A 13,107-nucleotide genomic window follows, 5' to 3' on the forward strand; every position below is an offset into this window, starting at 1 on the left:
CCGCCCGTATTTCAGTTCAGCGACGCTCAGGCGTCGAGCTGACGCTCTTCCTCGGCGGCAGCTTCGGACGCCACGGCTTCGTCAGCTGCCGGAGCAGCTTCAGGGGCCGGCGTGAAGTCGATCGCCTCGACTGGCTCGGCGGCTGGCGCCGGCTCGACCGTCAGGGCTTCCTCGACCGGCGGCGCGTCCATTGCGCCGACATCGACGCCGCGGCGAGCGACCTGCTCGTTGCCGCCACGGGTCGCGGCGATCGCGATCGCCTCGCAATACAGGCGGATGGCGCGGCTTGCGTCGTCATTGGCGGGAACCGGGAAGGCGATGCCGTCCGGCGACACGTTCGAATCGAGGATCGCGACCACCGGGATGCCCAGGGTGTTGGCTTCCTTGATCGCCAGCTCTTCCTTGTTGGCGTCGATCACGAACATCACGTCCGGGATGCCGCCCATGTCACGAATGCCGCCGAGCGACAGCTCGAGCTTGTCCTTCTCGCGGGTGAGCTGGAGCACTTCCTTCTTGGTCAGGCCGTGCGTGTCGCCCGAAAGCTGCTCCTCGAGCGTCTTGAGGCGCTTGATCGAGTTGGAGATGGTCTTCCAGTTGGTGAGCATGCCGCCCAGCCAGCGATGGTTGACGAAATGCTGGCCCGAACGGCGGGCCGCGTCGGCGACGGGCTCCTGCGCCTGGCGCTTGGTACCGACGAACAGCACCTTGCCGCCGGCCGCGACCGAGGCATTCACGAATTCGAGCGCGCGCGCGAACAGCGGCACGGTCTGCGAGAGATCGAGGATATGGACGCCGTTGCGGTCGCCAAAGATGTAAGGCTTCATCTTCGGGTTCCAGCGATGGGTCTGGTGGCCGAAATGCGCGCCCGTTTCGAGCAATTGCTGCATGGTGACGACTGGTGCCGCCATAAGATAGTTCCTTTCCGGTTGTGCCTCTGGGAAGCGAGTAATCCGGATTGCTCCGGACACCGGCGATGTGTGCTTCCCATGCGGTGTGAAGGCGCGCCACTTAGCGAAGCCCTTCGTGTAAATCAAGCATTGACAATAAGAACACTAAGAGAACATATAGTGCTCACAGCGGGCACATGGAACGGAACACCGGCTCGCCCGGTTTTTTGAATCCGGTTTCTGCCCACGCAATCAGGGAGTTGGGCGATGATGACGGTTCTCGGTATCCTGGTTTTCGCCGGCGCCCTTGCGGCTGCCGTTTCGGTGTTCGCGTTCACGCTGGTTCCGGCGCTGCCGCGAGTCATTGCCCTGCTCCGCGGCGAAGCCGATCCGGCTTATGCTCCCGCACCGATGCTGATCCTCAGCGATCGTCGCCTTCGCGCCCGCCTTCGCTCGGTACCGGCAGGAGCAATTGCGGGTCGGCGGCAGGCGCTCCGCGCAGCCGCCTGACCCGCCGATAGGCATTGATGCTGAACGGCATGGTCGCGAGATAGGCAATGCAGACCAGCGACAGCGTATGCCATGGCGCCGAGATCAGCGCCGCGCCCAGGATCACGACGATCACGATCGCCTCGAACCGGATATTGTTGCGCAGCTTGAGCGACGACCAGCTGTACGTCGCAAAGCTCGACACCATCAGCGTCGCGACGAACCCGACCCAGGGCGCCACCAGCAGGGGCGAGCGCAGCCAGGGCAGGTCATTCCAGAAAGACAGATAGAGCGGCAGCATCGCCAGCCCGGCGCCCGCCGGTGCCGGAATGCCGGTCAGGAAACCCGCCGATTTGTGCGGCTGCTCGGTCACGTCGATATTGGCGTTGAACCGGGCAAGACGCAGCGCGCAGAACACGGCGAAGACCAGCGCGACCAGCCAGCCGACGCGCGGCAACTCCTTCAGCGACCAGAGATAGAGGATCAGTGCCGGCGACACGCCGAACGAGATCGCATCCGACAGCGAATCGAGTTCGGCACCGAACCGACTCTCCCCCCGCACCAGCCGCGCGACGCTGCCGTCGAGCCCGTCGAGCACGCCGGCGATCATGATCATCGTTACCGCCAGTTCCCAATGGCCTTCAGTCAGGGGCAGGCCGCTGCTCGCCGAGATGGCGAAGCGGATGCCGGTCAGGCCAAAGCACAGGGCAAGCGCGGTGACCGCATTGGGGGCGACCGCGCGTAGCGGCAGGCCGCGCGGCGTTCGCCTGGCGAGCGGGCGCCTCATCGGATGCCCGTCATTGCGCGATGCCGGTCGCGGCGCTCATGCCTGGCCGGCCGAGGACGGTCTCGCCCGCGACACTGCGCTGGCCGAGCGCGACCTGGGGCGCGATATCGTCGGGAAGATAGACATCGACCCGGCTGCCGAAGCGGATCAGGCCGATGCGCTGACCCGTCGCGACCATGTCGCCAGGCTTCACGAAGCCGATGATGCGCCGCGCGACGAGGCCGGCGATCTGGGTGAAGCCGATGCGACGACCGTCCCGCCCCTCGACCACGATATGCTGACGCTCATTCTCTTCGCTCGCCTTGTCCAGGTCGGCGTTGAGGAACTTGCCCGAGATATAGACGACCTGGCGGATCGTGCCCGCGATCGGGGTGCGGTTGATATGCACGTCGAACACCGACATGAAGATCGAGACGCGCACCAGCGGCGCATCGCCCAGGCCGTTCTCGCCGGCCAGCTCGCGCGGCACCGGCACACGCTCGATCATGGTGATCAGCCCGTCGGCAGGCGCGATGATCAGCCCCTCCCCTTGCGGCGTGACGCGTACCGGATCGCGAAAGAACGCCGCGACCCACACGGTCAGCCCGACCAGCGGCCAGGCCATGAACCAGCCGAACCACCACAGCGCCAGCAACGTGACCGCGCCGGACAGGAGAACATATTTGCGCCCCTCGGGATGCATGTCGGGAAAGCGCCATTTGATCGCGGGCGTGCCCGACGGCGGCGTGTCTAGTGAAGCCATCGACGCGGTCTATCTCGTGCGCCCCCTCAAGACAATGATGCCCGTGGCCGACGGCCGAAGACGACCGGTGAGAAAAGGTCGCCACGACGATGTTGATCCGCGCGTGCCTTCCTCCTAGACGCACCTCGAAACCTCCCCCTCTTGAAAGCGAGTATCGATGGCGAAGATCAAGGTGAAGACGCCTGTCGTGGAGATCGACGGCGACGAGATGACGCGGATCATCTGGCAATGGATTCGCGAGCGCCTGATCCTCCCCTATCTCGACATCGATCTCGATTATTACGATCTGGGCATCCAGAAGCGTGACGAGACCGACGACAAGATCACCGTCGACAGCGCCAAGGCGATCCAGAAATACGGCGTCGGCGTGAAGTGCGCGACGATCACCCCGGACGAGGCGCGCGTCGAGGAATTCGGTCTCAAGAAGATGTGGAAGTCGCCCAACGGCACGATCCGCAACATCCTGGGCGGTGTCGTGTTCCGCGAGCCGATCGTGATGAAGAACGTGCCTCGCCTGATCCCGGGCTGGACTCACCCGATCGTCGTCGGTCGCCACGCCTTTGGCGACCAGTATCGCGCGACCGATTACCGCGTCCCCGGCCCCGGCAAGCTGCGCCTGGTGTTCGAGGGCGACGACGGCACCGTGATCGACGAGGAAGTGTTCCAGTTCCCGTCCTCGGGCGTCGCCATGGCGATGTACAATCTCGACGATTCGATCCGCGATTTCGCCCGCGCCTCGATGCATTACGGCCTCAATCTCGGCTGGCCGGTCTATCTCTCGACCAAGAACACCATCCTCAAGGCCTATGACGGCCGCTTCAAGGATCTGTTCGCCGAGGTTTTCGAGAGCGAATTCAAGGACAAGTTCAAGGAAGCTGGCATCGTCTATGAGCATCGCCTGATCGACGACATGGTCGCATCGGCGCTGAAATGGCATGGCGAGTTCGTCTGGGCCTGCAAGAATTACGACGGCGACGTCCAGTCGGACCAGGTCGCGCAGGGCTTCGGCTCGCTCGGCCTGATGACCTCGGTGCTGCTCACGCCCGACGGCAAGACGGTCGAGGCCGAAGCGGCGCACGGCACCGTCACCCGCCACTTCCGCATGCACGAGCAGGGCAAGGCGACGTCGACCAACCCGATTGCGTCGATCTTCGCCTGGACCGGTGGTCTCAAATATCGCGGCAAGTTCGACGGCACCCCCGAGGTTACCGAGTTCGCCGAGCTGCTCGAGAAGGTCTGTGTCGACACGGTCGAGAGCGGCAAGATGACCAAGGATCTCGCGATCCTGATCGGCCCGGATCAGCCCTGGATGACCACGGAACAGTTCTTCGAGGAAGTGCGCATCAACCTCGAACAGGCCATGGGCGCCTCGAAATAACGGCACCTGCCGGAAGCGCTGACACCGCCCGCTACATCCAACGGGGTGTAGCGGGCGGTTTTTTATTGGAGCCGGGCGCGGACAATCGACACTTAAGCGTCCTTCACCGGCTGACAAACCGTCCCCGGGGTGGTTAAGTACCCCCATGGCAATGGGATTGGATAATAAGGGCTTCAGCGATGCCCTGGTAATTTTGGGGGCCGCGGGCCTGGTCATTCCGGCATTTGCGCGGTTGAAGATCAGCCCGGTCATCGGGTTCATCCTGGTCGGGCTGCTCGTCGGCCCGTCCTGTCTCGGGGCGCTCGTCGGCGACTATCCGTGGCTTTATTACCTAACCATCTCGGATCCGCATTCGATCGAGCCCTTCGCTGAATTCGGCATCATCCTGCTGCTCTTCTCGATCGGACTGGAGCTGTCGCTCAAGCGATTATGGTCGATGCGAACTCTCGTGTTCGGCACCGGCGCGGCCGAACTGATCGGCTCGGGCCTCATCATCGGCCTGGCGATCCATTTCACCGGCTTGGGCTGGGCCGGCTCGATCGGCCTCGGTTTCGCCCTCGCTCTCTCCTCCACCGCGCTGGTGCTGCCGATCGCCGGCACGAGCAGTCCCGTCGGGCGCTCCGCCTTTGCGATGCTGTTGTTCGAGGATCTGGCGCTTGTCCCGATCATCTTCGTGCTGGCGGCGCTCGGCCCCGGCGCGGGCGATGGCTGGGCGCCGGTCGTGCGGGTGATCGGCGGCGGTGTGCTGACCATCGCCGTCATGTTCATCGGCGGCCGCGTGGTGCTGCCCCGCCTCTTCGCTCAGGCCGCGCGGACCAAGAGCCCGGAACTGTTCCTTGCCGCCTCGCTGCTCGTGGTCATCGTCGCCAGCCTGGCGACGGCCGCGGTCGGCCTGTCGCCGATCGTCGGCGCCCTGCTCGCCGGCGTGCTGATCGCCGAGACCGACTATCACAGCGAAGTCGAAGTGATGACCGCGCCGTTCAAGGGCCTCGCGCTCGGCGTGTTCCTCATCACCGTGGGCATGAGCCTCGATCTCGGCTCGATCATGGAGAACTGGCCGGCGCTGGCCGCGGCGATCGTCGCGGTGGTGGCGGTGAAGGCGTTGGTCACCTTCGGCCTGCTCAAGCTTGCCGGCATCCGCAACGGCGTCGCCGCGGAGACCGGCCTGTTGATGGGCAGCCCCTCCGAGACCACGCTGATCGTGCTCGGCACCGCCGCGGCGGCCGGCCTGATCCTGCCCGCGACCGCGAGCTTCTGGCAGACGGTCACCGCGATCGGCCTGACCATCACGCCCCTGCTCGCCTGGCTCGGCCAGAAGGTGGCGCGCCGGATCGAACTGCGCGCCGGCGGCGACGCGCCCGAGGCGGAGATATCCGCGGAGGGGCCCGGTACGGTTGTCATCGGCTTCGGCCGCGTCGGGCGCATGGTGGCGGACATGCTCAAGGTGCACGGCCAGCCCTTCATCGCGGTCGAGGCCGATATCGACGCAGTGAAGGCAGCGCGCGCCGACGGTTATCCCGTCATCTTCGGCGACGTCGCGCGGTCGGAGCTGGTCGACCGCCTCAATCTCGGCCGTGCCAGGGCGCTGATCCTGACGATGGACGATCCGGTCCTGTCGGTGCAGCTGACGCGCCGGGTGCGCGGCTGGGTGCCCGACCTGACCATCGTCACCCGCGCCCGCGATACCGCGCACGCCGCCGAACTCTACCGCGCCGGCGCGACCGACGCGGTGCCCGAGACGCTGGAGAGCTCGCTGCAATTGTCCGAGGCGCTGCTGGTCGATCTCGGCATCGCCGTCGGCCCGGTCATCGCCTCGATCCACGAGAAGCGCGACGAACTCCGCAAGGAGATCAAGGAAGCGGCCGACATGGTACGCGAACCGCGCCTGCGCCGCGCGCGCAAGGCGACTGTCGAAACCTGATCAGCCCTGGGTTGCCGTCCCGGCCACGACATAGAGCGTGACCAGCATCCCCGCGAGCACCGCGCCGGGCCGATGGCTGCCGGTACGGCTCCACCCAAAGGTCATGATGGCACCCACAGCAGCCAGCACCGGCACGAACTGGATCGCGATGACGGTGGTCAGCGGATCGAAGCCGGTCACCAGCGTGCCGGTCGCGAAGAAGGTGCCGTAGACGAGGCCCAGCAGCACGACGAACCCGCCGCACAGGATCAGCATGGCCGAGACATATCGGCCCAGAGCTCCGTCGCGCATGACCGTCAGCGAGCGCAGCACGCGCCCGGTCATCAGGAAGGCCAGCGTGATCGGCACGACATAGATCAGCGCGATCAGCCATTGCCGCGCGCTTGGCGGCTTCACCGCCACGACCCAGAAGCGGAGGTCCGTCAACAACAGTCCCTGCACTACCGCCAGGACCAGATAGGCGGCCAGCGTTACCAGGAGTGCGAGCAGGATCGTCCTGACCCAAGCCGCCCCCGGCTCCTGCCCGGCAAGGCCCCGCCGCCCGAACAGCCAGGTGAGCCCCGCCCCGACCAGCGCCCACACCGTGACCTGAGTCGTCACCGTCTGCGGCAGGATCGCCGTCGCCGGCACCAGCAGGAAGATCGCGATGAAGGCCGGGAAGAAGGTCAGCATCGGCACGCCGGCGGCGATGATGACCCTGCGCCACCATCGCGCATCCCGGCCCGGCCCTGCGGCAACGGCATTGCCCCGCAGCGAGGCGAAGAACGGCGCTGCCAGTAGCAGGTCGAACAGCCCGAGCACCAGCGGCACGAATCCGAGCAGGCCGATACCCGTCCCGATCTCCTTCCAGAACCAGATCTGATCGGCGACGGGGCGCGGATGGCCGCCGGTGAGGGTGTGCGCAAACCAGTCGGTCGCGTCCCCGATCGCCGTCGTCGAGATGTGATCGCCCGGGTGCGTGGTAGAGGGCTGTACCAGATAACGCGCCGTGCCCGCCGGGATCGACCCATAGAGCTTTCCAGGCTGCACCGTGCCCGCCGTGCCGAACAGTTGCTTCAGCTTGGCGCTCTGCCCGACATCCATGGCACGCGGGGCGCCCCACATCAGCTGCGAGAATTCGTCGTAGCGGCTATAGACCAGCCCGAGATTGCGCGGCCATGCGGGCGTGCCCTCCTTGGCATAGGGCGCGCCGGTGGACGATCCTTCAAGCACGATCGCGCGATAGGCGTCAGGCATCGCCGCCGCCGCGGCGAGCACGGTCCAGCCACCCATGCTGTGCCCCTCCAGCCCGATCTGGTCCTTGTCGACGAACGGCAGCGAGCGGAGATAGGCGAGCCCGTCCGGCCCGCCAAAGCCGTTCGAGAATGCCTTGCCGCCGCTATAGCCATGCCCGGTCTGGTCCATCGCCAGCACGACATAGCCGCGCCGCGCGAACTCGATCGCAAAGCCGTCCTGCATTTCGCGCGAATTGATATAGCCATGCACCGCGAGGATACCGGGCGCCGGCCTGGCCGGGCTCGCGGCCGCCGGCACATAAAGCAGCGCGCTCATCTCCGTGCCGTCGGCGCCCCTGAAGCGGATATCGCTCACGCGCGTGCCGCCGGAGGTCTGGATCGCGCTGGCGAGCAGCGCTCCGCCAAGGATCATCGCCAGCCCGATCGCCGCCAGTATCCAGCCCGGCCAACGCCGAACCGCCGAGGGCGAATCGAGATCGGCCGAAGCCTGCTGCTGGCTGTCCATTACATCCCTCCCCCATCGGGCCCGGTCGCACGGCGCCGGCGCTCTCGGACGATGTCATGCGCCACCGGACGAACCCTGTCGAGACGATGTCAAATTTGCCCAAGCCACTCTATTGGACCTGCATGTGTGTCCTGGCCTTTGCGTGGCAAGCGCATCCCCGCTGGCGGCTTCTGCTCGCCGGCAACCGCGACGAACTCCATGCCCGACCGGCGCAGCCGCTCGAGCGCTGGCACGAGCCCGACCATCTCCTTGCCGGCCGCGATCTCCAGTCGGGCGGGACCTGGCTCGGCGTGTCCGAACAAGGCCGGTTCGCCGTCGTTACCAACCTGCGCGGCTTCGGCGCGCCGGTGGCGGGCCTCGCCTCGCGGGGCGCATTGGTGACGGATTATCTGGCGGGAGCTGGTGCCTACGCCGATCCGCTCGCCGCCGATCTGTCGGCCTTCAATCCGGTCAATCTGATCGTGGCGGATCGGCAAGGCGCGCATTTCCTGTCGAACCGACCGGACATCACGCGGAGCGCCCTCGCCTCGGGCCTGTACGGCCTGTCCAACGGCAGGCTCGACGAACCCTGGCCCAAGACGATGCGGCTGAAATCATGCCTGCTCGACTGGATCACCGGCGATGCGCGCGACCCGGAGCGGCTGTTCGAAGGCCTGCACGAACAGGTGCTGCCCGATATCGGCCTCGAACCGCGCTCGCCTTCCGATGTGCCACAGGAACCGCTTCAGTCGCCGATCTTCATCCGCAATCCGGTCTATGGAACGCGGTGCAGCACCGTCGTCGCGATCGACACACAGGGCCGCGGCGTCATCATGGAACGGCGCTTCGCGGCGGATGCCAGCGAAACGGGCAGGACGAGCCTGACCTTTTCCTGGCCCGACTGACCCGACGGTTCAGGCCGTTGCGGGCTGCTCGGCCAGCGCTGCCCTGATCGCCTCGACCGCTTCCGCGCCCTTCGACCCATCCGGCCCGCCGCCCTGCGCCATGTCGGGCCGGCCGCCCCCGCCCTGCCCGCCCAGCACGGTGACGGCGCGGCGCAGCAGGTCGACCGCGCTATAGCTCGCGACCAGATCGTCGGTCACGCCGACCGCGATCGAGGCGCGGCCTTCATTGACCGCGACCATCACCGCCACGCCGGACCCGATCCGCTGCTTGGTCTCGTCGACCGCGCCGCGCAGGCCCTTGGCGTCGAAATCCTGGACGACCTGGCCGACGAAATTGACGCCGCCGACCTGCTCCGGCCCCGCCGCGGCGGATGAGCCGCCGCCCAGCGCCAGCGCCTTCTTCGCCTCGGCCAGTTCGCGCTCCAGCCGCCTCCGGTCCTCGACCAGCGCCGCGACACGCGCCGGCACTTCGTCGGGCGACGCCTTCAGCGCCGCCGCCGCCTCGCGCAGCTTCTCGTCGCGCGCCGTGAACCATTGCCGTGCCGCCTCGCCGGTCAGCGCCTCGATCCGGCGGATGCCGCTCGACACCGCACTCTCGCCAACGACCTTGAACAGGCCGATATCGCCGAGCTGCTTCACATGCGTGCCGCCGCACAGCTCGAGCGAATAGGTCTTGTCGCCTTCGCGGCCCATCGAGACCACGCGGACCTCGTCGCCATATTTCTCGCCGAACAGCGCCATCGCGCCTTCGTTGATCGCCTCCTCAGGCGTCATCAGCCGAGTCGAGACGTCGCCATTCTCGCGGATATGCCGGTTCACATCGGCCTCGACCTCGGCGATGCGCACCGGCTCGATCGCCGTTGGCTGGGAGAAATCGAAGCGCAGGCGGTCGGGCGCGACCAGGCTGCCCTTCTGCGCGACATGCAGCCCCAGCCGCTGGCGCAGCGCCTCATGCAACAGGTGAGTCGCCGAATGATTGGCGCGGATCGCACCGCGACGGCCATGGTCCACCGTCAGGCGCACTGCATCGCCCACCGAGATATCGCCCGCCTCGACATAGAGGCGGTGCGCCCAGAGGCGGCCGAGATGCTTCTGGGTGTCCTGGATCGACCCGCGCAGACCCTTCTCGCTGGCGATCGACCCGGCATCCCCCACCTGGCCACCGCTCTCGCCATAGAAAGGCGTCTGGTTGACGACGAGGTCGACCGTATCGCCCGGCCCCGCGCGATCGACGCGCGCACCATCCTTGATCAGCGCGAGCACCTGGCCCTCGCCATCTTCAGCCGAATAGCCGAGGAATTCGGTGCTGCCGGTTTCCTCGGCGATGTCGAACCAGATGTCGTCCGACGCGCGGTCGCCCGAGCCCTTCCAGGCCGCGCGCGCCTTGCGTTTCTGCTCTGCCATGGCTTCGTCGAAGCCAGCGCGATCGACGCCGAAGCCCTGCGCGCGCAGGGCATCCTCGGTCAGGTCGTACGGGAAGCCGAACGTGTCGTAGAGCTTGAACGCCGTCTCGCCCGCGAGCGTCGCGCCGGGCCCCATGCCGGCGGTCGCCTCGTCGAGCAGGCGCAGCCCGTTGGTCAGGGTGCGGCGGAACTGAGTCTCTTCCTGCAGCAGGGTCGCCTCGATCGAGGCCTGGGCGCGCAGCAGCTCGGGATAGGCGGAGCCCATCTCGGTCACCAGCGCAGGCACCAGCCGATGCATCAACGGCTCCTTGGCGCCGAGCAGATGCGCATGCCGCATCGCGCGGCGCATGATCCGGCGCAGCACATAGCCGCGGCCTTCGTTCGCCGGCAGCACGCCGTCCGCGACGAGGAAGCCCGAGGCACGGAGATGATCGGCGATGACGCGGTGGCTCGCCTGGGTGTCGCCCGTGCTCGGCGTCCGGGTCAGCGCGCTCGATTCGGCGATCAGCGCCTTGAACGTGTCGGTATCGTAATTGTCGTGCACGCCCTGCAGCACCGCCGCGACGCGCTCCAGCCCCATGCCGGTGTCGATCGACGGGCGCGGCAAATTGGTGCGCGTGCCGTCGGCCGACTGCTCGAACTGCATGAAGACGAGGTTCCAGATCTCGACGAACCGGTCGCCATCCTCGTCCGGGCTGCCGGGAGGGCCGCCGAAGATATGGTCGCCATGATCGTAGAAGATCTCGGAACAGGGGCCGCACGGCCCGGTGTCACCCATCGACCAGAAATTGTCGGAGGTCGCGATGCGGATGATCCGGCTCTCCGGCAGGCCCGCGATCTTGCGCCAAAGGTCGTACGCCTCGTCATCGGTATGATAGACGGTGACGGTCAACCGGTCGCCCGAAATGCCCCATTCCTTCGTGATCAAATTCCAGGCGAGCGAGATCGCGCGTTCCTTGAAATAATCGCCGAACGAGAAATTGCCGAGCATCTCGAAGAACGTGTGATGACGCGCGGTATAACCGACATTGTCCAGGTCGTTATGCTTGCCGCCGGCGCGCACGCACTTTTGCGAGGAGGTCGCGGTCACATAAGGCCGGGTTTCCAGGCCAGTGAACACGTTCTTGAACGGCACCATCCCGGCGTTGACGAACATCAGCGTCGGATCGTTCTGCGGCACCAGCGGCGCGGACTGAACGCGGGCATGCCCCTCGGCTTCGAAATAGTCGAGAAAGGATCGGCGGATGTCGTTGGTCGATGTCATGCTGGCGACTTAAGGCCCATCCATCGTTCCCGCAACGGTTCTGACGGTGGCCTGCCGTGCGGCGATCCGGTACGCTGGCACGATCGAGCGAGGCTGGCACGGCGGCAAAGCGGATCCATTCGCTAAAACGTGCCAGAGCCACCTCCCTCGTTCGTTTCGAGCGAAGTCGAGAAACAAACCGCAAAAGCTGATTACGGTTTCTCGACTTCGCTCGAAACGAACGGAAGGATAGAAATCGCGCTCCGGCTGAACCTGAGCCTACCCGAACGGCCGCTCGATCGATGGCGGCGGCGCGCTGAACCATTTCGGCCCGGCTTCGGTCATGTGGAAACAATCCTCCAGCCGCACCCCGAACTTGCCCGGCAGGTAAAGCCCCGGCTCGTCCGAGAAGCACATGCCGGGCGCGAGCGGCGTCGTCTCGCCATGGACGAGGTTGACCGGCTCGTGCCCGTCCAGCCCGATGCCGTGGCCGGTGCGGTGGGAGAGGCCGGGGAGCTTGTAACGCGGGCCATAGCCCAGGCTCTCGTAGAGCCGTCGCACCGCGTCATCGACACTGCCCGCCGGCGCGCCCAGCTTCGCCGCGGCAAAGGCCGTCGCCTGCCCCTGATGGACATGATCCCACACCGTGCGCTGCTCGGCATTCGGGGTGCCGAAGACGAAGGTGCGCGAGACGTCGGACTGATAGCCCTGCACCGTGCAGCCGCAGTCCATCAGCACCACCTGGCCGTCGGCCACCACCTGCGGCGCGCGGCTGCCATGCGGATAGGCCGCCGCCTCGCCGATCAGGATCAGCGCGAATTCGGGGTCACCCCCCAGCTTTTCGGTCGCGGCGTTCATCAGCGCGCCGATATCGGCCGGCTTCATGCCCTTTTCGATTCGCGGATGAGTCCAGCGATAGGCAGCGATCGTCACATCCGTCGCGGCCTGCATCAGCGCGATCTCGGGCGCGGTCTTGATCATGCGGCAGCCGCGCACGACCGGATTGGCGGAAACGAGTTTAGCGCCCGGCAGTGCCCTGGCCAGGCCGTTGACCGCGAAATAGCGCAGGGTCTCCTCAATGCCGATCGGGCGCGTGGCCAGCTTGCGGTCCTTCAGGAAGCCGGCGACGACCACCAGCGGGTCCTCATCCTCCTGCCATACCCGAACCTCGGCCGGCACGCCGAGCGTCTGGCGCACCGAGGGTTCCTCGAAGAACGGCGTAACGATGCACGGATCGCCCTCGACCGGCAGTACGGCCGCGGTCAGCCGCTCGCTGCGGCCCCAGCGCACGCCGGTGAAATAGATCAGCGACGATCCCGGCTCGATCAGCACCGCGCCGATGCCGTTCGCCTTCATCAGCCCCTGCGCCCGGGCGATCCGCGCACGGCGCTCGTCGGCGCCGATCGGGGCAGTCCCGCCGGTAATGGCGTTCAGTGCGGAAAGATCGGGTTCCGCCGCGCGCAGGATCGACGGCACCGCGAGCAACGAAAGACCCGTCATCGCGCCGCCGAGCAGTTCACGTTTCGTCACGCGCATGGGGCGCCCTTTCCGTTTGTTGCGCGCGGACATAAGGCGCTTGACCGCGCCGCCGCAATCCCCTTCCCTGCCGCGCAAATCTCCCGGGGACATCTTC

9 protein-coding genes are annotated in these 13,107 nt (G+C 66.6%); 3 read left to right on the forward strand and 6 right to left on the reverse strand.

The features are described from left to right. Positions 1–26: 26 nt before the first annotated feature. The 3 genes from rpsB to ACZ1I2_RS14930 form a co-directional block, all read right to left on the reverse strand. Positions 27–908: a 30S ribosomal protein S2 gene (gene rpsB, locus ACZ1I2_RS14920; protein WP_465173357.1), complete on the reverse strand. Its 882-nt coding sequence runs from the start codon at positions 906–908 to the stop codon at positions 27–29. A 400-nt stretch (positions 909–1,308) separates the two neighbouring features. Further along, positions 1,309–2,163, reverse strand: a complete 855-nt coding sequence (locus ACZ1I2_RS14925; protein ID WP_465173356.1) for a CDP-alcohol phosphatidyltransferase family protein — start codon at positions 2,161–2,163, stop codon at positions 1,309–1,311. 10 nt (positions 2,164–2,173) lie between these two features. Beyond that, positions 2,174–2,905 carry a phosphatidylserine decarboxylase gene (locus ACZ1I2_RS14930; protein WP_465176715.1) on the reverse strand — a complete coding sequence of 244 codons (732 nt, stop codon included), beginning with the start codon at positions 2,903–2,905 and terminating at the stop codon, positions 2,174–2,176. A 157-nt stretch (positions 2,906–3,062) separates the two neighbouring features. Here ACZ1I2_RS14930 and ACZ1I2_RS14935 point away from each other — a divergent pair, with 157 nt between their 5' ends. Both ACZ1I2_RS14935 and ACZ1I2_RS14940 read left to right on the forward strand, forming a co-directional pair. Next, complete coding sequence (locus tag ACZ1I2_RS14935; protein ID WP_465173354.1) at positions 3,063–4,283, forward strand: NADP-dependent isocitrate dehydrogenase; 1,221 nt, start codon at positions 3,063–3,065, stop codon at positions 4,281–4,283. 145 nt (positions 4,284–4,428) lie between these two features. Next, complete coding sequence (locus ACZ1I2_RS14940) at positions 4,429–6,204, forward strand: cation:proton antiporter domain-containing protein (protein WP_465173353.1); 1,776 nt, start codon at positions 4,429–4,431, stop codon at positions 6,202–6,204. On the opposite strand, the gene ACZ1I2_RS14945 is transcribed toward ACZ1I2_RS14940, so the two are convergent. Beyond that, entirely contained in the window at positions 6,205–7,944 is a 1,740-nt protein-coding gene (locus tag ACZ1I2_RS14945) for an alpha/beta hydrolase family protein (protein ID WP_465176714.1), read from the reverse strand. Between the two features lie 122 nt (positions 7,945–8,066). On the opposite strand from ACZ1I2_RS14945, the gene ACZ1I2_RS14950 reads away from it, so the two are divergent. After that, entirely contained in the window at positions 8,067–8,828 is a 762-nt protein-coding gene (locus ACZ1I2_RS14950; protein ID WP_465173932.1) for an NRDE family protein, read from the forward strand. Between the two features lie 9 nt (positions 8,829–8,837). Here the strand turns inward: ACZ1I2_RS14950 and alaS are convergent, their stop codons facing one another. After that, positions 8,838–11,495: an alanine--tRNA ligase gene (gene alaS, locus ACZ1I2_RS14955; RefSeq protein ID WP_465176713.1), complete on the reverse strand. Its 2,658-nt coding sequence runs from the start codon at positions 11,493–11,495 to the stop codon at positions 8,838–8,840. Positions 11,496–11,753: 258 nt separating this feature from the next. After that, complete coding sequence (locus tag ACZ1I2_RS14960; protein ID WP_465173931.1) at positions 11,754–12,974, reverse strand: M24 family metallopeptidase; 1,221 nt, start codon at positions 12,972–12,974, stop codon at positions 11,754–11,756. Positions 12,975–13,107 lie beyond the last annotated feature (133 nt).

Source organism: Sphingomonas sp. BL-S-29, from assembly GCF_055521495.1.